This is a genomic window from Marinomonas sp. S3726, assembly GCF_000967665.1.
GTDB lineage: Bacteria > Pseudomonadota > Gammaproteobacteria > Pseudomonadales > Marinomonadaceae > Marinomonas.
On sequence record NZ_JXYC01000014.1, the window covers coordinates 30,177 to 53,822 of the forward strand.

At 39.8% G+C, this 23,646-nt stretch carries 21 protein-coding genes; 12 read left to right on the top strand and 9 right to left on the bottom strand.

What is annotated here, in order from left to right:
- Positions 1-227 precede the first annotated feature (227 nt).
- Positions 228-896 carry a glutathione S-transferase gene (locus tag TW85_RS13275; protein WP_046017620.1) on the bottom strand — a complete coding sequence of 223 codons (669 nt, stop codon included), beginning with the start codon at positions 894-896 and terminating at the stop codon, positions 228-230.
- Positions 897-1,019: 123 nt separating this feature from the next.
- Between TW85_RS13275 and TW85_RS13280 the strand changes: the two genes are divergently transcribed.
- The gene (locus TW85_RS13280; protein ID WP_046017621.1) at positions 1,020-1,898 is read left to right on the top strand and encodes a LysR family transcriptional regulator; all 879 of its coding nucleotides are present in this window, start codon (positions 1,020-1,022) and stop codon (positions 1,896-1,898) included.
- A 415-nt stretch (positions 1,899-2,313) separates the two neighbouring features.
- Positions 2,314-3,936 (top strand): methyl-accepting chemotaxis protein, encoded by a 1,623-nt coding sequence (locus tag TW85_RS13285; protein ID WP_052702177.1) that lies wholly within the window; start codon positions 2,314-2,316, stop codon positions 3,934-3,936.
- Positions 3,937-4,040: 104 nt separating this feature from the next.
- On the opposite strand, the gene TW85_RS13290 is transcribed toward TW85_RS13285, so the two are convergent.
- Positions 4,041-4,868 (bottom strand): ketol-acid reductoisomerase, encoded by an 828-nt coding sequence (locus TW85_RS13290; protein ID WP_046017622.1) that lies wholly within the window; start codon positions 4,866-4,868, stop codon positions 4,041-4,043.
- A gap of 273 nt (positions 4,869-5,141) precedes the next feature.
- Here TW85_RS13290 and ilvC point away from each other — a divergent pair, with 273 nt between their 5' ends.
- On the top strand, positions 5,142-6,617 hold the full coding sequence (ilvC, locus tag TW85_RS13295) for a ketol-acid reductoisomerase (protein ID WP_046017623.1): 1,476 nt from the start codon (positions 5,142-5,144) through the stop codon (positions 6,615-6,617).
- A 108-nt stretch (positions 6,618-6,725) separates the two neighbouring features.
- Here ilvC and TW85_RS13300 read toward each other — a convergent pair whose 3' ends face one another.
- Complete coding sequence (locus tag TW85_RS13300; protein WP_046017624.1) at positions 6,726-7,019, bottom strand: hypothetical protein; 294 nt, start codon at positions 7,017-7,019, stop codon at positions 6,726-6,728.
- A gap of 279 nt (positions 7,020-7,298) precedes the next feature.
- Here TW85_RS13300 and TW85_RS13305 point away from each other — a divergent pair, with 279 nt between their 5' ends.
- Entirely contained in the window at positions 7,299-7,745 is a 447-nt protein-coding gene (locus TW85_RS13305; RefSeq protein WP_046017625.1) for a YtoQ family protein, read from the top strand.
- 277 nt (positions 7,746-8,022) lie between these two features.
- Here TW85_RS13305 and TW85_RS13310 read toward each other — a convergent pair whose 3' ends face one another.
- Positions 8,023-8,505, bottom strand: a complete 483-nt coding sequence (locus TW85_RS13310; RefSeq protein ID WP_046017626.1) for a carboxymuconolactone decarboxylase family protein — start codon at positions 8,503-8,505, stop codon at positions 8,023-8,025.
- Positions 8,506-9,167: 662 nt separating this feature from the next.
- On the opposite strand from TW85_RS13310, the gene TW85_RS13315 reads away from it, so the two are divergent.
- Positions 9,168-9,632 carry a DUF4442 domain-containing protein gene (locus TW85_RS13315; RefSeq protein WP_046017627.1) on the top strand — a complete coding sequence of 155 codons (465 nt, stop codon included), beginning with the start codon at positions 9,168-9,170 and terminating at the stop codon, positions 9,630-9,632.
- Between the two features lie 268 nt (positions 9,633-9,900).
- Positions 9,901-11,337, top strand: coding sequence for a molybdate ABC transporter ATP-binding protein ModF (gene modF / locus TW85_RS13320; RefSeq protein ID WP_046017628.1), 1,437 nt, complete (start codon positions 9,901-9,903; stop codon positions 11,335-11,337).
- Between the two features lie 70 nt (positions 11,338-11,407).
- On the opposite strand, the gene TW85_RS13325 is transcribed toward modF, so the two are convergent.
- Complete coding sequence (locus TW85_RS13325; RefSeq protein ID WP_046017629.1) at positions 11,408-11,620, bottom strand: DUF2798 domain-containing protein; 213 nt, start codon at positions 11,618-11,620, stop codon at positions 11,408-11,410.
- A gap of 119 nt (positions 11,621-11,739) precedes the next feature.
- Here TW85_RS13325 and TW85_RS13330 point away from each other — a divergent pair, with 119 nt between their 5' ends.
- Together TW85_RS13330 and TW85_RS13335 are read left to right on the top strand one after the other, a co-directional pair.
- The gene (locus TW85_RS13330) at positions 11,740-12,627 is read left to right on the top strand and encodes a LysR family transcriptional regulator (RefSeq protein WP_046017630.1); all 888 of its coding nucleotides are present in this window, start codon (positions 11,740-11,742) and stop codon (positions 12,625-12,627) included.
- A gap of 91 nt (positions 12,628-12,718) precedes the next feature.
- Positions 12,719-13,966 (top strand): leucine-rich repeat-containing protein kinase family protein, encoded by a 1,248-nt coding sequence (locus TW85_RS13335; RefSeq protein ID WP_046017739.1) that lies wholly within the window; start codon positions 12,719-12,721, stop codon positions 13,964-13,966.
- Positions 13,967-13,984: 18 nt separating this feature from the next.
- Here the strand turns inward: TW85_RS13335 and TW85_RS13340 are convergent, their stop codons facing one another.
- Positions 13,985-14,467 carry an AAA family ATPase gene (locus TW85_RS13340; RefSeq protein WP_046017631.1) on the bottom strand — a complete coding sequence of 161 codons (483 nt, stop codon included), beginning with the start codon at positions 14,465-14,467 and terminating at the stop codon, positions 13,985-13,987.
- 125 nt (positions 14,468-14,592) lie between these two features.
- Here TW85_RS13340 and TW85_RS13345 point away from each other — a divergent pair, with 125 nt between their 5' ends.
- Positions 14,593-15,978 (top strand): ferredoxin reductase family protein, encoded by a 1,386-nt coding sequence (locus TW85_RS13345; RefSeq protein WP_052702179.1) that lies wholly within the window; start codon positions 14,593-14,595, stop codon positions 15,976-15,978.
- A 162-nt stretch (positions 15,979-16,140) separates the two neighbouring features.
- On the opposite strand, the gene TW85_RS13350 is transcribed toward TW85_RS13345, so the two are convergent.
- From TW85_RS13350 to TW85_RS25510, 3 genes are all read right to left on the bottom strand, one after another.
- Positions 16,141-16,752: a 3'-5' exonuclease gene (locus TW85_RS13350; protein ID WP_046017632.1), complete on the bottom strand. Its 612-nt coding sequence runs from the start codon at positions 16,750-16,752 to the stop codon at positions 16,141-16,143.
- A 102-nt stretch (positions 16,753-16,854) separates the two neighbouring features.
- Complete coding sequence (locus TW85_RS25505; RefSeq protein WP_052702182.1) at positions 16,855-18,201, bottom strand: hypothetical protein; 1,347 nt, start codon at positions 18,199-18,201, stop codon at positions 16,855-16,857.
- A gap of 267 nt (positions 18,202-18,468) precedes the next feature.
- Positions 18,469-19,824, bottom strand: a complete 1,356-nt coding sequence (locus tag TW85_RS25510) for a hypothetical protein (RefSeq protein ID WP_052702184.1) — start codon at positions 19,822-19,824, stop codon at positions 18,469-18,471.
- A gap of 471 nt (positions 19,825-20,295) precedes the next feature.
- Here TW85_RS25510 and TW85_RS13365 point away from each other — a divergent pair, with 471 nt between their 5' ends.
- Genes TW85_RS13365 through ureC form a run of 3 tightly spaced genes read left to right on the top strand, consistent with a single transcriptional unit; the run spans position 20,296 to position 23,646 of the window.
- The gene (locus TW85_RS13365; protein WP_046017633.1) at positions 20,296-21,240 is read left to right on the top strand and encodes an urease accessory protein UreD; all 945 of its coding nucleotides are present in this window, start codon (positions 20,296-20,298) and stop codon (positions 21,238-21,240) included.
- A gap of 13 nt (positions 21,241-21,253) precedes the next feature.
- Positions 21,254-21,556: an urease subunit gamma gene (locus tag TW85_RS13370; RefSeq protein WP_046017634.1), complete on the top strand. Its 303-nt coding sequence runs from the start codon at positions 21,254-21,256 to the stop codon at positions 21,554-21,556.
- 32 nt (positions 21,557-21,588) lie between these two features.
- Positions 21,589-23,646: an urease subunit alpha gene (ureC, locus tag TW85_RS13375; RefSeq protein ID WP_071210285.1), complete on the top strand. Its 2,058-nt coding sequence runs from the start codon at positions 21,589-21,591 to the stop codon at positions 23,644-23,646.

The window sequence follows — 23,646 nt, forward strand, 5'->3', positions numbered from 1 at the left end:
GCACTTAACGTAAAGATAGTGCTTTTAGACCACGCCCTTCGGGTCTTTCAGAAAAAGCAAAACTCTGCGTTGTCCCTTCTCGAAAGGTACCTACATTACATCAAAGTGACGCCTTGATTAATACTTTTTCTGAAAAGACTGAGAAGAGGTTACTTAATCGCAGTTTCCCTAGAACAACTAAGTAGATTGAAAAAACCGGAACCATTATGAATGGCTCCGGTTTTTTTTTATTCAACCGAATCATAAGCGGCTATGTCCCACTCCTCCGCTTGAGCTGCTCGCAACCATTCTTGCATAGCAGGTAATGCAAACATGGCCTCAGACCAAGCATCAAACTCATCACTAACAAATAGACCGTAGTTTCTAATACGCCACATAACAGGCGCATACATGGCATCAACAATAGAAAAGGCACCACACAAAAATGGCCCTTCACTTCGACTTGCCGACAACACCTCATCCGCTTGATAAAACTTTTTCCATAGTGCCGCTAATCGAGAGATGTCCTTCAAACTCTCCGTATTAGCATTCACCTTAGTTTGACGACGACAATTCATCGGAAACTGGCTTCTTAATCCCATAAAGCCAGAGTGCATCTCCGCAGAGGCAGAACGCGCCAATGCTCGCCAAGCTTTAGCTTCTGGCCATAAATTTGCTTCAGGGTAGGTATCAGCTAACACCTCCATAATTGCCATTGAATCCCAGACAATTTGATTATCAATCTTTAGAATAGGCACACTCGCTGGTATCGCCTCTTGCTTAGCAAAATCTGTTAATGATGTATCGTGATAAAAAGGGAAAATGGTTTCCTCAAAAGCCAATCCTGTCACCTTCATAGCCAGCCAAGGCCTTAAAGACCAAGAAGAGTAATTCTTATAAGCAATAAACAATTCCATTTAACAAACCCCTTTATAAAATTTGTGGTTAAGTAAAGTCTCATGCTAGGCTGAAAAACTATGATATAAAAGCGAATAATACCGAACACATCATTCGTAAAAAGCGAAAAATAGGCATTCATAATGACACCCAAACAAGTACGCAGCCTTTTAACTGTAATTCAACATGGCAGCATTAATCAGGCTTCTAAGGTTCTACACTTAGCACCATCAAGCATTTCAGCTCAGTTAAAAGAGTTGGCAATTGAATTGGGGATCGATCTATTTGAAACTAAAGGGAGAAACATCCAGCTAACCCAGGCAGGCCAGTCTTTATTACCTAGCTTTCAGGCATTTTGTGCTCAAGAGTTGCAAATAAAGCAACTAGCACAAACCTATAAAACAGGCCTAAAAGGCAGTATCAGAGTTTTCGCCCCAAGTTCTTTATGTATTTACCGATTACCTGCAATTATCGAAAAGTTACAGGCAAGTGAACCAGAGCTTGAAGTTATATTGATTCATGAACCCTATGATTATGAGACGGCTCTGAGGCAAGCAGACATTGACGCAGCATTTATCATGACAGAGGCTTCTAACCTTAGCAAAGTACAAAAAGATTGGTCTTCAAACTTACACTTTGAAGAAGAAGTCATTTATGTGGCGCATCCTGAATACCTAACAACTCACAAGTCGTTCACCTTAGTAGAACTCAACCAATACCCTCTTATTACAACAGAAGAAGCCTGTAGTTATCGAAAGTCTGCAGATAAGCATTTTAATGAAACAGGTTTAACACTATCGCCAAGGCAAAGCTTTTCAAATGTTGAGGTGATAAAACGCTGCTTAATTGGCAAAATGGGCGTTGGCTTATTACCCAAATGCGTTGTCTCTGAAGAAATCAGCCTAGGTCGTTTAATACAGGTTCCAGTTACGGGTACACCTTACCTATTTCAGTCTCATATCATTTCCTTAAAAACACCTCTTTCAAATAAGCGCTTAGAAAAACTGATTAGCCTAATATAGTTAAAACAAATAGCTAAGTGCTTGCTTTAAATTAGTAATAACTAACATTTACTTTTTACATACCACATGTTTTAAAGCCTTGATCATTTCTCTGGCAAAAGGTTTAATGTGCGTTTTTTAGCCATCACATTAAATAAAAATAACATTCTCGCTTTTTAAATGAACCAGACTCACTTTGTTTTTGTTCAAAAACCACACTAAAAGCAGGCTAATGAAGTAAAAATCGATAAAAGAAGCGAACTTTCCATCTTTTATGATGAGCAAGATAGGAAGACTTATTCTTTTTTTGCATCAAGCAGTTACAATTTTTAGTACAAACAAAAATTAAATACCCTAAAATAGCGCCACAAATTAACTTCCTATTTTTGCGGCCTATAACCGCCTCTTAGGCTCCCTTACAATCACAGGAATCATAATGTCAATTTTGAAGCGACTCACGATCAAACAACAGCTTGTTTTTGGATTAGCTTTACTTATTTCTATTGTTATTGCTCTGGGTTCATTTTCCTTTTACCAAATGTCTAATTTAAGCAATTTGACTGAAGAAGTATTTGATCACCCTTTCACAGTGACGCGCTCTTCATTAACAGCTGAAGTTGAATTAACACAACTAGAATTACTGGTTGAGAAAAATCGACACGCTCTGGTTCAAACGCAAGAGTCAAAAGATAAGATTCATCACTTAGAAGACCTCATCATGAAAGACCTTAAACTGGTTCAAGAAAGAGCCAAGGGTGATGAGGTGCAAAGACAAATCAAAAGCAGTATTGAGCATTTCGAAGACTGGATTGAATTAGAAGAAGGGATTCTAGCAATAAAGGACTTATCAACTGATACTGCTCAAAGACAAATAGATTTAGCCGAAAGAAAACTACATGAACTCGATGAAGAGCTAGAGAGAATCATCGCCTTCTCTGTTAGTAATGCTGAAGCTTATCGTAAAAAGGCAGGTGAAACACGCGAAAACGCCATCACAACAGGCATCATTATTATTACTATCGCTGTTTCATTTGGGATTTTAATTGCGATTGTTTTACTAAATAACATTCTACGTCCACTGAATACACTAACTAACAGCATTACGCGTATCGAAACAGAATCAGACTTAACAGCAAGGGTCAGCATCAATAATAAAACTGAAATTGCTCAAACTGCTGATGCGATTAACGGCATGTTAGGTAAATTTCAGAATAGCCTACATCAAGTATCTGATGTGGTACTACAGCTTTCTGCAACCTCACAGCAAACCTCTGCTATTACAGAGCAAACCACAGCAGCAGTAAGAGATCAGTCTGATAAAACACAGTTACTAGCAACAGCCTCTCATCAGATGAGTCAGTCGATTAAAGATGTCGCACATAATGCTAACTCAGCATCTGCATCAACGGTAGATATCAATAGCCGCACTCAGCAGGGCCTTGAAGCCATGCAAGACACAATTGAAGAGATCGGCGTTTTATCGAAAAATGTGGGTGAAGCGGGTGTGGTGATTGCTCAAGTAGAAAAGAACAGTGAGGAAATTGGCTCTATTCTAGATGTGATTCAAGGGATTGCCGAACAAACCAACCTACTAGCTTTAAACGCAGCGATAGAAGCTGCACGTGCTGGTGAACAAGGTCGTGGTTTTGCCGTTGTAGCAGACGAAGTACGTAACCTTGCTAGCAAAACCCAATCGTCTACTGAAGAAATTAATCAGATGATTTTAAAGCTGCAAACAGATTCTAGAGAAGCGGTATCTGTCATGGAACAAAGCCAATCAACGGCAGGCTTAGCAACTGACAAAGCAAAAACAACCAGTGATATCTTGATGGGAATTAACAGCGCAATTCACGACATTAACGAGCAAAACTCTTTAATTGCCAGCTCTACCGAAGAGCAAAGTGCTGTGACCGATGACATTTATCAGAATGTTAATCAGATCAGTGAGATGACAAAGCAAACAAACATAGGGGCTGAGCAAACCAAAGAAGCCAGCTTAAACCTAAACCAGTTAGCGCACGAACTGAAAGACCTTATCAAACAGTTCAAAGTCTCTTAATTAATAAGATCAATCATAAAAAAGGCAGATGCATCGCATCTGCCTTTTTTACATCTCTTGCACTGTGCTAAATAACATTCATCGCATTAATTTCAATAAAGCCCTCACTCAACTGGCTTACTCAGAACACTGTTGGAGATATAACGGCTAAATGCCTGTAATAAAATGGCATACCTTTGTGCTTCAATATGACCTTCACTTGGCATCAAATAGGTAGCATTCACTTCTAGCTGCAAAGTCGGCACACCTCTTTTACTGGCAAATTTAGCAATTGTCTGCTGCTTGCTAGCACTAAAGCGGTTATACGAAATACTAAAAATGCCTTCTTTGGCTAAGGTGTCAATCAGATCCGTAACTAATGCTTCCTGTCCTAACAAAGACTCACCATTCATGGTACCTATATCAAGATCATAGGAGCGCATTGGATTACTACCATGAATATCTAGTACTAACACAGGGTTAACCTGCTCTATTAGGCCAGCCAGTTCACGCTTAAACTCATTATCATCAAGGTAATTTGGATCGGTGCCATTTTCATAATTAGCATAAATAACATGGGCACCAACAAGTTCAGCTAATGCAATCGCATAAGCGGCTGTTGCGCCGCCATCTGAAAAACGATATTTACCATTACGAAATGGCCTCACTGAGTGTGGTGCAGTAATAATGATTGGCTGGGTACCAGGAACAAGTTTGACGCTTTCTTCCCCAGGCGGCATAGGTACGCCTTGCCTGTCATTCAATTGCTTTTCAATAGCGATAGAAGAGCGCACTAACTTAGGCTCAATAATGGCAGCTGAATAGCTTTCAAAATAAGGAATTTGGTTCGCCTGAGGAGTCTCATTACTTTGTGTTTGAGGATGACTACAAGCCGTTAAGGATACGCTGGCAATCATTAATAGCAGTTTATATTTAAGAGATGGGTTTGACATGGTCACTTCCTGTATTCCTGTCTAAGTTATCTAACTTGCACGTTATCACATTCATCATTAAGTGAGAAAGTGCTTCAAATTTCATTCAGCAATTAACCTGTTTCAACTAATAAAATTGACTCGTCTTTATATTGCAATAAATGCAACACTATAATGAGAATATATCAATATACACAAGACAAAGCTTTCTGTAGAGTGAGCTCCATATTGAGGAAAAGTGATTTTCCCCAAGACAAAACATTTACCATTTTTTTAAATTTTTAGGATAGTTTCATGTCTAACAACTATTTCAATACTTTGCCGCTACGCGAGCAATTAGAGCAATTAGCAAAATGTCGTTTCATGTCTATGGACGAGTTCAGTGATGGCGTTGAAGCCCTTAAAGGCAAAAAAATGGTCGTTATCGGCTGTGGCGCACAAGGTCTAGCACAGGGTCTTAACCTACGTGATAGTGGCTGTGATGTTGCTTATGCTCTACGTCCTGCTGCAATTGCTGAAAAACGTCAGTCTTGGAAAAATGCAACTGAGAACGGTTTTGTTGTTGGTACTTATGAAGACCTTATCCCAACTGCAGACGTAGTTCTTAACCTAACACCAGATAAGCAACACACTCCTGTTGTAAATGCTGTAATGCCTCTTATGAAAGAAGGCGCTTGTCTTTCTTACTCTCACGGTTTCAACATTGTTGAAGAAGGCATGCAAATCCGTGACGACCTAACAGTAATCATGGTTGCACCTAAGTGCCCAGGTTCTGAAGTTCGTAACGAATATGTTCGTGGTTTTGGTGTTCCAACACTAATTGCTGTACACGAAGACAATGATCCTAAAGGTGAAGGTCTTGCACTAGCGAAAGCTTACGCTGTAGGTACTGGTGGTCATAAGGCTGGTGTTCTTATGTCTTCTTTCATTGCCGAAGTTAAATCTGACCTTATGGGTGAGCAGACTATCCTTTGTGGTATGTTGCAAACTGGTTCTATCCTTTGCTTCGACAAAATGGTTGAAGAAGGTGTTGACGCAGGCTACGCATCTAAACTTGTACAATACGGCTGGGAAGTTGTTACTGAAGCGCTTAAATACGGCGGCGTAACTAACATGCTAGATCGTCTTTCTAACCCAGCTAAGATCAAAGCATTTGATCTTTCTGAAGAGTTGAAAGTCATCATGCGCCCTCTATACAACAAGCACCAAGATGACATCATCAACGGTACTTTCTCTCGCGTTATGATGGAAGATTGGGCTAATGATGACGTTAACCTACTAGGCTGGCGTGCAGAGACTGCTGAGACTAACTTCGAAAAAACACCAGCAGGCGATGTTGAAATCACTGAGCAAGAGTTCTTCGACAATGGCATCTTGATGGTTGCTATGGTTAAAGCGGGTGTTGAGCTTGCTTTCGAAACTATGACAGCGGCTGGTATCGTTGCTGACTCTGCTTACTACGAGTCTCTACACGAAACACCACTTATCGCTAACACTATTGCGCGTAAGAAGCTTTACGAAATGAACGCAACTATCTCTGATACTGCAGAGTACGGTTGTTACCTATACAACCACGCTTGCCTACCTCTTCTTGCTGACTTCATGAAAGACATCAAGACTGACGTAATTGGTCGTGGCCTAGAATCAAGCGAAACGGGTGTTGATAACGCTCGTTTGATCGAAGTAAACAAAGCACTTCGTTCACACCCAGTTGAAGCTATCGGTGATGTTCTACGTGGCCACATGGCTGACATGAAGAAAATCGTTTAATCGGTTTCTTTAAGTAGATTAAAAAAGCCAAGACCTAGGTCTTGGCTTTTTTTTACGAAAATTAATTCACATCAATCACGCTACGTCTTTCTCTACCCTATTCAGACACTAAGGTTCACTGAAGATAGCCACAACGGCTATCCAGCCAAGAAACAATACAAAATGTAGCTTTTTACTTAACTCCATATAACGCCAATACTTATTCGTTAATTGATGCGTGACGCATATATTTTTGTATTCTTGCAACTGCTCTTTCTGCTTAACAGGACTAAAGTACTCCTGATAATCAGCGCTATACTCTTTTAATGTCGGCACACTAATTTTTTTACGTATATAAATCACACGTCCTATTGCTGCGGCAAATAAGAGCCAATAAGCAAAGATGATAACTTCAGTATTCATAATAAACTCGCCTTTAAATTTAACGCTATTCTAGAGAACCTGTGAATTAAGAGACAACAATTTTCACAAAAATCATCTCATAGACAGAAAATTACAAGCGAATAATCAAATTCAAAATATTCATAAAAGGTGTTGAATACTTTCATATCTTGATTTTAAACCACTATATGAAATCGAGATTTGGGATAAGGATTATGATTGCATACCAATTAAGGCCTAGTTTCACTAAAATGAAGCCATTATTGATGAGCCGTGAAGGCTCTAAGCTAGGAGATAAAAATGCAATATAATGTTTATTTATCCGGTGAGATTCACTCGGATTGGCGTGATCAGATTAAAAAAGGCATCGCTGAAAAAAACCTTCCTGTTACCATTTTTGCCCCTAACTGCCATCATAAATCAAGCGACGAAGTGGGCTCTGTGATTTTAGGCGAAGAAGATAAAGCCTTCTGGAAAGACCATAAAGCCGTCAAAATTAATGCTATCCGCATTAATAATATGATCAAACAGTCAGACATTGTTGTGGTACGTTTTGGTGATAAGTACAAACAATGGAATGCGGCATTTGATGCAGGCACAGCCGTTGCATTGGGTAAGTCTCTCATTACCATGCACTCTCCAGAGCTAACACACCCACTAAAAGAAGTGGATGCACAAGCGCTAGCGGTAACAGAAACACCAGAGCAAGTTGTCAGCATCTTAGAGTACATTTGCCAGCCTTCATAGACTGATAGGCAATACTCATCCATAAAAAAAGGAAGCTTGGCTTCCTTTTTTTATGCTAGTTATCTACTAACTAGATTCTGACTAATGGTGGAGTCGTAAGGCTTTAATTACTTAGACTGTATTAGGCTTGGTTAACAAGCTTCCTTACCTCCAGGTAATAATTTAATGTCAGCTCTTTTTTAAAGCTAACACTTTGTATGTCCTTTATGTTCTCTCGCTATTTTTAGCGCTTTATGTGATAAAGCAATTCTTTAAGCCATTTGGCTAAATAATAATGTTAGGTAAATTGTAAATTCAAATCAGGGTTAGCTGGTAAAACAGGATAACGGCTGGATATCGCAACACGATTCCAAGTGTTAATAACAATACTAAGCCATTCTATTGCGGCAATTTGTGCTTTTGTTAATACCTTGGTGGCGGCTTTATACACAGTATCAGGCACTTGGCCCTGAGAAATTAATGTAATGGACTCTAGTAACTCTAAGGCTGCCTTTTCTTTATTATCAAAATAGAGGGACTCCCGCCAGGCGGAGACTAAACTAATTCGTTCAATAGGTTCGCCACTATCTGAGGCATCTTTACTGTGCAATCGAATACAGAAAGCACATTGATTGATTTGTGAAGCGCGCAGCTTTAATAGATGGCTAAAGCCTTCATCTATTCCAGCATCTTCAATGAACTGAGTTGCGATACAATCGAGCTGCACCACAGACTTATACATAACAGGACTTGCTTTACCTAAATTGACTCGATCTTCCATTTTCTACCTCAACATATTCTTCAGTTAAATAAATGAATACGAAACCATATAAAGTTAGTACTTTTTACGTTAATTTACATAATCAAATATTTAAAAAAATTCAGTTAGCAGAAAAATACGTTACCACCAGCCCATTTGGGTATCAACTAACTAGCAGAAATTGAGCCCGCTGCGAGGAGAACGTACCCACTAGATGTAAAATTATAGTCAAAATAACGAAAGTATTTAGCAAACTATTTATCACTATTACTCTGAGTAATTAAACAGGCCTCTTAATGCCTACTTTTACGACCATTTGACAAAACTGATAAATATTCAGTTTTAGTGTTGCAATTTATTCACTGAGCCAAAAAGCTAAGAAAAAATGCATAAAAATATCCCATGAAATTTTAAATTATTCTATTACATCTTATTATTCATATCTTGTTAAAACAGTAGAATGAGATTCGTTTACACCACTTTATAGCGCTAATATTGTGAATTAAACACGGATAACTACCTCCCTTTTACTTGATTAAACCTATGCTTTGGTTCAATTTGCTAGGAAAGTTGATTCCCCTTGTTATTGCCTAAGTCTCGAAAAAATCACTATATTCCCATTCTTTGATCTAAGACAATCCCTGAGATCTAAGCAGGGAAATTTGTAATGAAGGCAGTTCTAAATGAAACAATTCATACACCCAAGCACCTTATTTCGTCATTTAATTAACCTCTACCCTCCTTATCTTTTTACTGGGATTAAAGTTTCTTCGATCAGCCGTGACTTCCAGCATTTACAAGTGGATATGCCACTTCGTTGGTACAATAGAAACTATGTCGGTACGCATTTTGGCGGTAGCCTATTCGCCATGACTGATCCTTGGTTTATGCTGATGTTAATGCAAATATTGGGGAGGGATTATCTCGTTTGGGACAGCAAAGCCGAAATAGATTTTATCAAGCCGGGCAAAGGTAAGGTCTCTTGTCGCTTTCATATTAGCCAAACCATGTTAGATCAAATAAAACAAAATACGGAGACAGGTGCTAAGTATTTACCTGAATATGAAGTGCATATTCGAGATGAATCAGGAGAGCTAATCGCTAAAGTCAAAAAGGAAATCTACATTCGTAAAAAACAAAAAAAATAAACAGGAAAAGTTGTTTCTGCCTAGTCGCTCTCTTTAAAAGGTACACTACGCCTAACTCAGGGATGTCGTTTTTAGATAAATTAATATTGAAAATGTCGTTTTTTAGCCATTTATAATAGAAACTATCTTATTAAAGCCTATAGCATGAAACCCTATTCGAACCGACTATATTAAAATAAATGACTGTTATTTAAGACAAATTCAACAACTGTTACTAGTAGGTTTCAGGCTACAATAGGGTATTTGAATTTTTGATAAAGAGAGATCAATGTACACCATTAAAGCTCGTGACCTATCTGTTCAATTCGATAATGATTTCACATTAAACACTGTAAACTGGACGATTGAGCCAGAACAACATTGGGTTATCACGGGAAGCAACGGAGCAGGAAAATCCGCACTGGCAGCCAGCTTATGCGGCTATGGGGATATTAGTTCAGGTGAACTCTCTGGCTTACCTGAAAAAGTCGCAATAGTCTCATTTGAAGCACAAGCAGAACTGATTACAGCAGAACTAAAAAAGGATGACGCAGACATTATGGATGTTGTCGCCTTAGGTACTCCAGTAAGAGAGATACTAGAAGGTGAACAAGCTAAGCCGACTAATCCAGAGTTAGTTGAACGCCTTGTAAGTGAATTCAAACTTGAGTACCTACTTGATCGCGCTTTTCGCAAACTCTCTACAGGTGAAAGCCGTAAGGTAATGCTAATCAGAGCATTAGCAAGCGAACCCGAGTTACTTGTTTTAGATGAACCTTTTGATGGCTTAGACGCAGATACATTAGATATGCTGCAAAGCTACCTAGAGCAGATTAAAGATCAGATTCAAATTGTCATGGTACTCAATCGTTTTGACGAGTTTCCAGCCTTTACCAGCCATGTGGCTTACGTCGAAAATGGGCAACTTACTCATCAAGTAAGTACCCAAAATAAAGAAACCTATGCCGACCTTTATCAGCTAATGCATTTAAAAACGACAGATCTTAGTATCCCACCAGCAAGCAGCGCGTCACTATTAGAAAACTTAGACCCCACAGAGCCCCTTGTTGACCTTAATAAAATTCAAGTGAAATACGCTGACACCACCATTCTTGATGGTATTGATTGGCGTATAAAACAACAGGAACACTGGCAATTAAGCGGCCCTAACGGCAGTGGTAAAACAGCTCTTTTATCCCTCATTACAGGTGACCATCCACAATGTTATGTAAATGATATTTTTGTATTTGGCTTTAAGCGAGGCAACGGCGAAAGTATTTGGCAGATCAAACAATATATAGGCTATGTCTCGACTGCGTTACAGTGGGAATATAGAGTAGGAACAAGTCTAAGAAATGTGATTATTTCAGGCTTTTACGACAGCATTGGTTTGTACAATAAAAGCAGTGATGTAGAAAAGGACATTGCCAACCAATGGTTAGCCCTATTAGGAATGAGCCACAAAGCAGATCAGCCTTTCAACCAACTGTCCTACGGTGACCAAAGGCTTATCTTAATTGCTCGTGCCATGGTAAAACACCCACCACTATTGATTCTTGATGAGCCTTGCCTTGGCTTAGATGATATCAATAGACAACTTGTATTAGCTCTCATTGAGAAGATTTGTGCTGGTAGCGAAACCACTGTTATTTACGTTAACCACCATGCTGAAGATAAGATCAAAGGCATCAACAGACACCTTAAATTAGATAAAAAGCAAAGCTAGTCTCCTAGGAAGGTACGATTATCTTGTACCTTCCTTCTTTCACTCCAGTAGCCATAAGACACGATAACTCTTATCTTGCCGATAACTTTAATGTCAACTTTTGCGACAAAGGGGTAACTATAAAAGAAATCACCATGGCTAATGGCCAAGCAAAAGCAAACGCTTTAAGCCAGCTAAATATAAATACCTCAGTCCAGCCAATATTGAACCAGGTCACCCAGAAGCTCATTAATAGTGACAATTGAAAAGACATAATAAGGGTAAAAATCAAGCGCTCTTTCATTGTTGTTTCCTAACAATTCAAACAGGCTTAAAGTATATTTATTTGCATTATTGTTTTATATAGACAAAATTAGAACAACAAATTACACATATGAAATCATAAACAAACCTGAGTGATTTATGTACGACGACCTCAACCTCTTTATCCAAATTGTTCAACACCAAGGTTTAGCAAAAGCCGCGATAAAACTAAACATGTCTGCCGCCACTATCACGAGACGCCTACAAAAACTTGAGCAGACCCTCAGTACCCAATTAGTTCATCGTTCAGCAAGACAGTTTATCTTAACGCCTGAAGGACAAAACTATTATCAAACCTATGCGCCTTTATTCGAGCAATTAGAAGCCTCTAAAAATGCGCTCGACATGGAAAGCCAAGAAACATGCGGCAGCTTAAAAGTCTTCACTCCCACCAATATTTCATTGGGCTTTTTACAACCTATGTGGTCAGGCTTTATCAAACAATATCCAGACATTCGATTAGAGCTTCAACTCAATAATCAAAGAGAAGACCTTCTAGCAGCTAAAGCAGATATTGCTCTTCGCATCGGCCCACAAAGTGACTCTCAGCTTTATCAAAAAAAGCTAGGAAGTCTGTCCACTTTATTCGTGGCAGCACCAAGCTACATAGAGCAAAAAGGTGAGCCAAAAACGCTAGAGGAGCTTGAGCGGCATACTTTACTAGCGACCCATACCTTACCTAACTGGCAACTCAACCAAATAAGCACAGGAAAAAGCTGTGTATATCACCCAAAAATATCCACACTGACAAATGACATCAGCCTAATTACCCAATTTGTATGCGACGGACTAGGGGTTTCACTCTTACCTATTAATGAAGCGAGAAATCATCTTGCCTCAGGGCGTCTGGTACACATTTTAAAAGACTGGAAAGGCCCAGAAAGAGAACTCTTTGCCGTCTGGTCTACGGGTCGCTTGCTTAATCCAAGAGCCAAGCGTTTAAAAGATTACATGCAAGATTATATTAAACTTTCCTTAGAACAATAGAGCAAATACTTTTACCTAAGGAGGGAAGAGAAGCTATTCTCAGCCCTCTTAGCTTGTTATGATGCGCCAACAATTATCATGGGAAGTTAAAGTGCAGACGCTAAAGCAATTAAAAAATGGTGAACTTCAGGGTACAGTTCGCTTAAACCTGAGTGAGAACCTTAGCCAGTTTCCAGCTGAAATTTTTGACCTTGCGGATAGCCTCGAAGTACTGGATCTATCCAACAATCAACTAAGTGAATTACCCCAAGATCTCAATAGATTGAAGAAACTAAGGATTCTATTTTGTTCAAATAATGAATTTACTTGTCTTCCTCCCATGCTATCTCTTTGTCAAAATCTTGAGATGATAGGCTTTAAATCGAATAAGATTACTCAAGTACCAGCAAGCTCATTACCATTACAAACTCGCTGGTTAATTTTGACTGATAATAAAATCGCAGAATTGCCAGAGAAGTTAGGTCAACTTAAAAATCTAGAAAAGCTTGCTTTATCCGGAAACCAACTAACTTATATACCTCAATCTATTTCTAATTGTCATAAATTAGGACTAATTCGTTTATCAGCTAATGCATTAACATCCTTTCCAGATGCCCTACTTGATTTACCAAAACTTGCTTGGCTAGCTTTTGCAGGTAATCCTTTTTGTGAGACCTCTACCATTGAAGACAGAATTAAAATACTTAAAAGAGACACATTTAGTTTCTATGAAGTTTTAGGCAAAGGAGCCTCTGGTGTTATCTATAGAGCCACCAGCTCTAGTGATAACCATCTTCCAAATGAAGTAGCCATTAAGGTATTTAAAGGTGAAGTGACCAGTGATGGTTACCCAGAAGACGAATTGGATGCCTGCCTATCAACAGGATTGCATCCTAACCTTGTAAAACCCTTAGCTCAAATTAAAGAAGCTGACTGCTCCGCCCTTGTGATGGAGCTCATTCCAACGGACTATATAAATTTAGGTCAGCCACCTAGCCTTGAAACCTGTACTCGTGACACATTTACTCAGGGTCAAAGCTTTAGTATCAAACAGATTGAACACATAGTGCAGCAGCTAGAAAGTTTAGTGGATCATCTAATTGAACACAAAGTCAGTCATGGTGACCTGTATGCTCACAATGTACTTATCAACCATCAAGGCGATATTTTATTTGGTGACTTCGGCGCTGCATCAAAATATCAGATGCTTGAGGGCTATCAGCAATCTGGTATCCAAGCGATAGAAAGGCGTGCGTTAAACTACTTTATTGACGACATGTTAAGCCTATGCCAACCAGAGGATCGCCAAAGCCAAGCTTATCATCAGTTAAAAAGCAAACTGACCCTTATCACAGAGTAAGCCTTCCTAGCTTTAACCTTAATCGTTACTCACCAAGATGCTCTTTTGGCCTTTAAATGATTCATATAGGGCCATATGAGCCACCCTGGAAAAACAATCTGTACGGGTATCGTAAGCTTTCATCCATTCAATCAAAAAGTTTAGATTGTCATCTTGGGCTTGTTTTGACTCATATTTATGGGGCTCCCAGGGCCTATTTTTAGCGTTTTCAATACACTCGTTTAAAGGCAAATTCAAAAAGAAAGCTTGATTAGCTTCATGACTAATTAAAGCTAATAAGTCACTGTAGCAACCTTCAATTACCCACTCATCATGTTGTTTTATAAAAGTATCTATCATGCCTTTGGATTCATCGAGAGGGCGTCTTTGAGGTGTTTCTCCTTCCTCTTGCCAAGCTAATGTATCCAAATCTAAATGGGCTAACTTATCAATCACACTTAACTTTTTTGCCAAAGTTGACTTACCCGATGAAGAATTGCCAAACACTATAATTTTTTTCATTAGTCACGCCTTCAAGTAAAACTTCTGTAAACATAAAAGCAAGCTCAAATGCTATCCCTTAATATAACCTTAAGCTTGCGCCTTTAAAATGTTGAGAATTTCATAACTGTCTTGGTAAATTAACTATGTTTATTGCTATATGCATCCTTATCACAACTTGCTTAATCATACCTGGTTTAGGTGTGATGCAAAGCTATTCTGGCGTGCCCATGGATGCGGCTTTCAGTCAATACTTAGGAATCGTTGCCTTATTAGGTATGTCCTACTGCTATATTTTAGCCACTCGCTTTAAACTCGTAGAAAGCCTTTTTGGTGGCTTAGACAAGTCTTATGTCTTTCATAAGTGGTTAGGTCTTGGCTCACTCGCTGTCATTTTTTTACATGATCAGATAGACGCTGAAATTAAAAGTCTAGGCTCTCCTAGCATGGGTGAGTTGGCTGAAGACTTAGGCGGACTGGGATTTGATGGTTTACAGGTTTTACTTTTAATCACAGTCATTACACTCATTCCTTATGCACTTTGGAAGTTTACCCATAAGTTTATTGGCGTTCTCTTTGTCTTATCTGTTTTACATTTTGCTTGGATGCCAAAACCTTTTGATCTCACTTCACCTTTGGGGCTTTACGTCCTTAGTATATGTGGTTTAGGGATCTTATCTTACCTTTATACTCTCTCTTCAGGTTTTGCTAGAGCATCAAAGAGCCACAACCCATTAAAGGGCACTCGCCAATACAAAGTCATCAGTAAAGACCTTACAGGAGATATTGTTAGCTTTGAGTTAGCGCCAATACAAAAAGGCATTCGTCATCAAGCGGGTCAATTCTCTTTTATTTCATTTGATCACGCGAAACTAAAGGAAATCCACCCATTTACGATTAGCAAAGCACCTAACCAAGAGGGCAACTTAAGATTCAGTATTAAGGCTTTGGGTGATTACACAAAATCGCTTCCTAAGCATTTAGAAATCGGTATAACAGCTAATGTCAGTAAAGCTTACGGCCATTTTGGTAAGAAGCTAGGTAAACGTAATGAGGTATGGATTGCAGCAGGCATAGGTATCACACCGTTTGTCGCTATGGCTCAAGCTTTATCAGAACAAAAAGAAAGCAGTGATAAAGAGACTCATCTTTTCTACTGTGTTCAAAGTAAACAGCAAGCGATTCATCTAGAAGAATTAGAGAAAATTGCAGCTAGATGTTCACGTTTTCATGTGCACCTTTGTGAGTCATCACTAGGCAAACGTATTAGCCTTAACTTAATTAAAGAAAGTATTGGTTTCGAGCTTAAGAAAGCGTCCATTTCTTTCTGTGGTCCAAGCAAGCTAAGAAAAACCTTACAAGATTGGTTTAAAAGCGAGTCTGTACCTAGTCGCAACTTCCATTATGAAGTATTCGAAATTCGCTCTGGTATAGGGTTAAATCCTATCGTCAGCTGGATCTTAAAAGTTTTGCTTGCTCGTTTTCCAAAAATTAAACAAGTTTGGGCTAGGCTACCTTTTACTCAACAATAGTTTTCAGATCAATAACAACCTCTTCTGTTAATACTCCCTTCAGTTATTAACAGAGCATCAGCCAAAGCAAAGCCTGCTTTGGCTGATTTTTTATTACAGCGATACCATAACACCTAACAGAGTAAAGCAGTCCACACAGTCTCATTGAACTAGGTTAACAACTTAACGCCAACTATTTAGTTTCTTATGAATATCTTTTTTAGAGGTTTTACAGAGCAGCTGTATCTGTTCAAAGCTCAAATCGAATATACCATAGCGCTCACCGATACTTTCAAGCATAGCTAGCCAAACTTTGGCAGTCATTTGGGCATCATATAAAGCTCGGTGGAAATTACCTTCAACGGGGATATTGGCAAAATCCACCAAGCTTCCCAGCTTATGGTTAGGTGCATCTTGAAAAATTCGTCTGGCTAACAATAAGGAGCAGGCAAATTCCCCCTGATAATTTAGCGACAATCGCGCAAGTTCTGCGTCTAGAAAACGACGATCAAATGAGGCGTTATGAGCAATGAGGTTATCCTTGCCAATAAAGTCTGCGAAATCACGCATAACCTCGGCACAAGGTGCGGCTTCAGACAAAAGCCCATTACTGATTCCAGTATAGTCTTCAATAAAACGACTCACCCTGAAACCTGGGTTCATCAGTGCTTGAAATTCAGCAACGGGCTGACCAGCTTCTAGCTTTACTGCACCAATTTCAATGGCCCTATCACCTTGATCTGGTGATAATCCTGTGGTTTCAAAATCAAGAATAACAAGTGTATCTGCGCGCATTTAACCCTCATAAGCTAGCCGTTCAGACTCGCTACTTTAAAACCACTAGCCTAACAGACTCAACTAAACAAAGGTCAAACTATCTTGGTGTTTCAAACCTGCTTAAGAAAAGAAGTAGTTACAAATGCGTCGATACATAGAAATTGATTCGGGCGGATTAGAACCTGATTTTGGGATATTATGGCCTTTACCAATTTGAGCATACATGAGCTTACTCACGGCACTCATTGCTGCTACTTCCGCTTTGGTTATCGTTAAAGAGCGTCCTTGGTTTTTAACGAGCCTCGCAATCATAATACGCATTGTGATTAGGTACTGTCGTGTCATAGGCGCCTTAGTACCAACGAACTTAAACCAGTCATCATTCATTTTATTCATGACTGGCTTTAGTACATCAGGATTATTAACGGTAAAGCCTGAGCCATTCACCGTGCCTTTTGGCGCAGCTCGCATTAAATCGTAAATCAAATGTTCCTTGGCCTTAGCAACTAACATACCTTTGGTATTAAGCTGAAGCTCCCCAATTATGCCGTTATCCATTGGCAAGAAGAACTTAATATCTTGGTAACCAGACTTAAGTGCGCCAGAATTATGTGGATCACTTTCATCCCCACTAGAAGAAGTTCCATAACGGTTCTTTAGAGATTTGGCATATTGACGAATTTTTTTAAATTCATCACTGCCTTCTACCTTTTGACGGGCCATATTCATATCAAATTCATTATCAAATTCGACCGTCATTCTAGCGATATCTTTTAGGTCGCCAAAGTCAGACTCTCTTTCTCGATTGGTAATTTTATCAAGCGCGCCATTAAAACTTTTAAGGCCCTGGAATGCACCAGGAGGGCAAGAGATGCGACCATGAAACTCAGCAGCCAAATCCTTTGAAAGGGAGACTAGTTGGGCTTGAGCCAGTTTCATTCGCTCAAACTGCATGAAAAGAGATTTCATTTTAAACTTAGTATTGGCAACATGGCGCCTATCACGGCTAGTAAGCGCATAACCTTCTTTTAAGCGTTTACGAGTTTCCTCTGGCACATAGTTCTCAATGGCACTTGGATCCGTCAACATAATGAGAATTTTTCGATCTGCTTCAATATCGACGTGGGGACCAAAAAGCGACAACCATCTGGCACAGACGCTATTGTCATGGCCACGAATTTTTTCTTGCAGCATTTTCACCGCAGCAGCATAAGCATCTTGGTTCAGCAAAGGGTAGCCTTGGCTAAGATGAGTACTTAAATCTAAACGCTTCATTACTTTGCCATGACTTTTACGCGCAGCCACCTCTATCTCATCTAATCTCAGAGACTGCTTAATCAATTCCTCAGGAGACTTTTTCTTCAAATAAGCCCTTTGCCCTGAGTACTTCTTTCGCATGGAGGCATTCAGTTTTTGCTGTAGCGCGTCCTCTTTTTGCGAGGCCAAGACACTACTAGTAATCGTCATAATTGGCTGCCCTTATTACTCGCAGTTACCTGCTATCCTTGAATTAAATCTGACTCAATTTGGCTAAGTTTCATTTATTCAGCACTAAGCTAACCATTAGAAATGCTTGATAAACTTGCCCATTTTCATTGTATTAGAAGTTTATGGATTAAATGTGCAGTTAACCAAAGAAGCAGAAGTTTAACTAGGGGATTTTGTAACAAGAGATGCATGCTGACACGAAAAAGCAGAGAAGCTCACCACATTTAGGGTGAGCAACAACCTAGCTTATGAGAAGAAATAACGAGATACCTTACTAAAGGTTGATCCTGATTGAGGAATACTCGTTCCAAGTTTAACGCCTTCTCCTTTACCTATCTGTGTATACATAAGACGACTAATAACATTCATAGCCTCTACTTCTTGTTTTAATACAGTAAAACTTCCTTTTACTGGCCTTTTGGCCATGCGAGCCATCATCGCCTTCATGGTATAAAGTTTAGTGAGTGTCTTGGGCGCTCTTTGACCAACGAATACAAACCACTCATCATTCAACTTATGCACTAGGTGATCGAGTAAATCTTCTTTATTATTCAGCGTAAAACCTGCGCCCTTTTCTGTCCCCTTGGGGGCTGCACGTGTTAGGTCATAAATAAGATGCTCTTTTTCTTTCGCTATCAACATACCTTTAGTGTTCAGCTGAAGCTCGCCAATAATACCGTTACTCAATTTAAGGAAAAATTTGATATCTTGATAACCTGATTTCAACGCTTTGCTATTATGAACCGAACCTTTCTCCGAAGTGCCATACCTGTTTTTTAGGGCTTTGGTATAACCTTTTATTTGCTCAAACTCTTTTCCATCTTCTAAATATGCTCTGGCCAAGTTCATCGCATGCTCATCTTCAAACTCAACCGTCATTCGAGCAACATCTTTTAAATCTCCAAAATCTGATGACCTCTCCCTATTGGTTATTTTATCCAACGCACCACTAAAGCTTTTTAAACCATGAAAGGCCCCTGGTGGCGTAGATAGCTTGCCATTGAACAAAGAGGAAACTTCTTTGCATAAAATCAGTAACTCAGCTTGAGCCACTTTCATCCTTTCAAACTGCATGAATAAAATTTTCAGTTTATATTTTGTATTAGCAACATCACTCTTGTCTTTGAATTTCAAACTTGAATCTTTAACTGTCTTTTCTGCTCCCTTTTTATCTTTAATGACACTCTCACCAGACCACCCTCTTTTCTCCCGTTGAAGAGTCCCCTCAGAAACATATTTTTGATACGCATTTGGGTCAGTTAATAGCTGTAAAATTTTTCTATCGGCTTCGATATCAACATAGGGACCAAACATGGTTAAAAACTTCTTACAAATACTGTCATCATGACTAGCGATTTTTTCTTGCAGAAGATTTACCGCATTTGTATAAGCTTTTCTATTTAATAATGGGTACCCCTGAGTGAGGTATTTATCCTGACTAAGTCGCTCAATGACTTTTCTCTTTTTAGATGCCACATCACTATTTAAAGAGTCAATAATTTGTGGAATCGACATTTCAGGAACAATCGTCGGTGCAATACGCTGGGTACTTGGTGCTTTTAAACCTGCTTTTGCAGATGCTAACTCTGATATTGTTGGCATATTAATCTCCTTCTAAAAGGCAGCGGGTACTCAATAAGGCCTTTCATTTGAGTTAACTACCCCATAAAAATTCGTTGATAGATAAGGCTATTTGCCCACTATAAAATCAATTTGTGCACTTTATGTGCAATCTATCGAATATAAAAAGAGAATAATTATTCATTTATTAGATAACGATTAAATTTGCCTACACAAAAAATAAGAACCAGTAAAAATAGCTAGAGAGCAAAGCTGCACTAAAAAAAAGCACAAAATCCGCTCCATCCAGACACCTCACTTAAAACGCACCAAAAAAGCGCCACAAACCTAACATATTCAATCAAAGCACTCTTGATGCGACCAATCTAGTGCACAGAACACAGGTGATTGCTAAGAAAGATACAAAAATTTCAAGGTTTATAGACATTGGAATATTAATTGCTACTAACAGTCTATCTAATGACTTTCTTCTGCAAGGACTGTTGTAATTTAATGAGCCTAACTCTGATAAATACAAACACTAATAAGCGTCAAAACAGTATGGTTAAAACGGATAGCAAGACTAGCCAGTGGCATGCTTTTCTTGATCTTACATTAGCCTCTACCCTACGAGGTGTGGTTTTAAAATCTTGCGCTCATCAAGGCCCTCTTTATGTACAAAAACCTTTTTACCCCGAAGGAAAAGATCTTGCTCACCTTTATATACTGCACCCGCCTGGTGGGTTAGTGTCTGGTGATACGCTAAATTTTAGCTGCCATCAAGAAGCAGATGCTCACTTGCTTTTAACAACACCTGGCGCAGGGCGAGTTTATCGAGCCAGACAAGATAAAAGCTTACAGTCTCAAAATAACCTCTTTCATGTTGGTGAAAGTGCCAGTCTAGAATGGCTTCCACAAGAAACGATTCTCTACCCTGATGCCAATACCAAACTAATGACGCAGGTGGACCTTGCTAAAAATGCTCACTTTATCGGCTGGGAAGTCACTTGCTTTGGTCTCCCCGCAAGCGACCAAACCTTTACTAGTGGGCAAGTCAGCCAAACATTCGAAATTCGCCAACAGGGTCAAATCAAGTTTCGAGAAAAAAACCTAATCAACAAAAATTCATTTCATTTATTAAGCCAACAAGCAGGCTTTAATCAACAAAGCGTCAATGCACTTATGGTGGCAGGCCCTTTCATTAACGAGCCAAACAAACCACAAGAAACAAACACTTTAGATAGGGTGATTAATGCATTACAGCAGGACTGCGAACACTTAAATCAAGCACAGACCCATACGATGGCAAGTGTCAGTTTAACCGGTGAATTTTTACTGATTCGCTACCTTGGCGACTCCTCAGAACAAGCTAAACAGCTTTTCTTAAGCTGCTGGCAAAAAATACGCCCTTTTTTGCTAAACAGAGATGCCTGCATTCCTCGCATTTGGGCTACTTAATAAGGATAACAAGATGGAATTACTCCCTAGAGAAAAAGATAAATTATTAGTCTTTACCGCTGCCTTACTGGCAGAGCGCAGGCTTAACCGTGGTTTAAAACTCAATTACCCAGAAGCTATGGCCTATATCACGATGGAGATCATAGAAGGTGCAAGGGATGGACAAACCGTGGCTCAACTCATGAGCTTTGGCAAAACCCTGTTAACAGCAGAACAGGTGATGGATGGAGTAATAGAGCTTATCCCTGAAGTTCAGGTAGAAGCCACATTTCCTGATGGCACCAAGTTAGTCACAGTACATAACCCGATTAATTAACGGCGTTCTTAACTGCACTTAAAGGAGGACACATGATTCCAGGTGAAATTAAAGTCGGTCAAGACAAGATCATCCTAAATGAAGGCCGTAAGAAAATAAAAATCACAGTACAAAACACAGGCGATAGGCCAGTTCAAATTGGCTCACACTATCATTTCTATGAAGTTAACCCTGCCCTATCTTTTAACCGCGAAGCAACAAAAGGCTATCGCTTAAATATTGCATCAGGCACGGCGGTAAGGTTTGAGCCTAGCCAAGCACGAAGTGTTGAGTTGGTTGAGTATGCAGGCAGTAAAACCATCTATGGCTTTCGTGGCGAAATAATGGGCCCTCTGGAAGCCACAGCAGTTACTGAGCAAACAGACGACTATAGCAGTGATTATGAAGCCAGTATGGACAGGGAAAGTTATGCTCAGATGTTTGGCCCAACCACAGGCGATCAAGTTCGTTTAGCCAATACCGATATTTGGATTCAAGTGGAGAACGACCTGACCACCTATGGGGATGAGGTTAAATTTGGCGGTGGTAAAGTCATTCGAGATGGTATGGGACAAAGTCAGGTTATTCGTGAGCAGAGTGTCGACCTTGTCATTACCAATGCGCTCATTCTGGATTATTGGGGAATCGTCAAAGCTGATGTTGGCATCAAAGATGGCCGTGTGTATAAAGTCGGAAAAGCAGGTAACCCAGACATCCAAGACAATGTCACTATCAATATAGGCCCAGGAACAGAAGTCATCGCTGGTGAAGGCTCTATTTTAACGGCTGGCGGTATAGATGCGCATATCCACTTTATCTGTCCACAGCAGATCGAAGAAGCTCTCACCTCTGGCGTTACGACCATGATAGGTGGCGGCACAGGGCCAGCGACAGGGACTAATGCAACAACGGTAACACCAGGTGCTTGGAACATGCATAAGATGTTACAAGCAACTGATAACATGCCAATGAATTTAGGCTTTTTGGGAAAAGGAAACGCCAGCCTCCCCGATGCATTGGAAGAACAATTAAAAGCAGGGGCTTGCGGCCTGAAACTTCATGAAGATTGGGGCACGACTCCCGCTTCTATCGACAACTGTTTAACCATTGCTGACAAATATGATGTACAAGTCGCCATTCATACAGACACTTTAAACGAGTCAGGTTTTGTTGACTCAACTTTGGGTGCTTTTAAAAACAGAGTCATTCACACTTACCACACAGAAGGAGCTGGAGGCGGCCACGCACCTGATATTATTCAAGCCTGCGCCCATGCCAATGTATTGCCCTCCTCTACCAATCCAACACGCCCCTATACGCATAACACGGTTGATGAGCATTTAGACATGCTGATGGTTTGCCACCATCTCGACTCAAGTATTGCTGAAGACGTGGCTTTTGCTGACTCTCGCATTCGTAAAGAAACCATAGCAGCAGAAGACATACTGCACGATAGAGGCGCATTCAGTATGATCTCCTCAGACTCCCAAGCAATGGGACGAGTAGGTGAAGTCGTCACACGAACCTGGCAAACCGCTCATAAAATGAAACAGCAGTTTGGTTTCTTAAAAGAAGACACTGAGCTTGGCGCTGATAATTACAGAGCTAGACGCTATATTGCAAAATACACAATAAACCCTGCCATTACCCATGGTATCGCCCATGAAGTAGGCTCAATCGAAGCCGGAAAGTTAGCAGATCTAGTACTTTGGAAACCCGCATTTTTTGGTATAAAGCCCTCACTTATAATCAAAGGCGGCATGATTGCAAATGCCCCAATGGGCGATCCTAATGCCTCTATTCCAACACCTCAACCTGTGCATTATCGCCCTATGTTCGGCTCTTTTGGTAAAGCCAGTGCCAAGACATCACTTACCTTTGTCTCACAAGCTGCACTCGATAATGGCATTCAAGAAGAGCTGCAATTAGAGCGCACCTTGGTTGCTTGTAAAAACACTCGCGACCTTTCTAAGAAAGACATGATATTAAACGATTGGTTGCCAAACATTAGCGTGGATTCACAGACCTATGAAGTAAAAGCAGATACTGAGCTACTTACCTGTGATCCTGCCAGAGAGCTGCCATTGGCTCAACTTTATTGCCTATTTTAA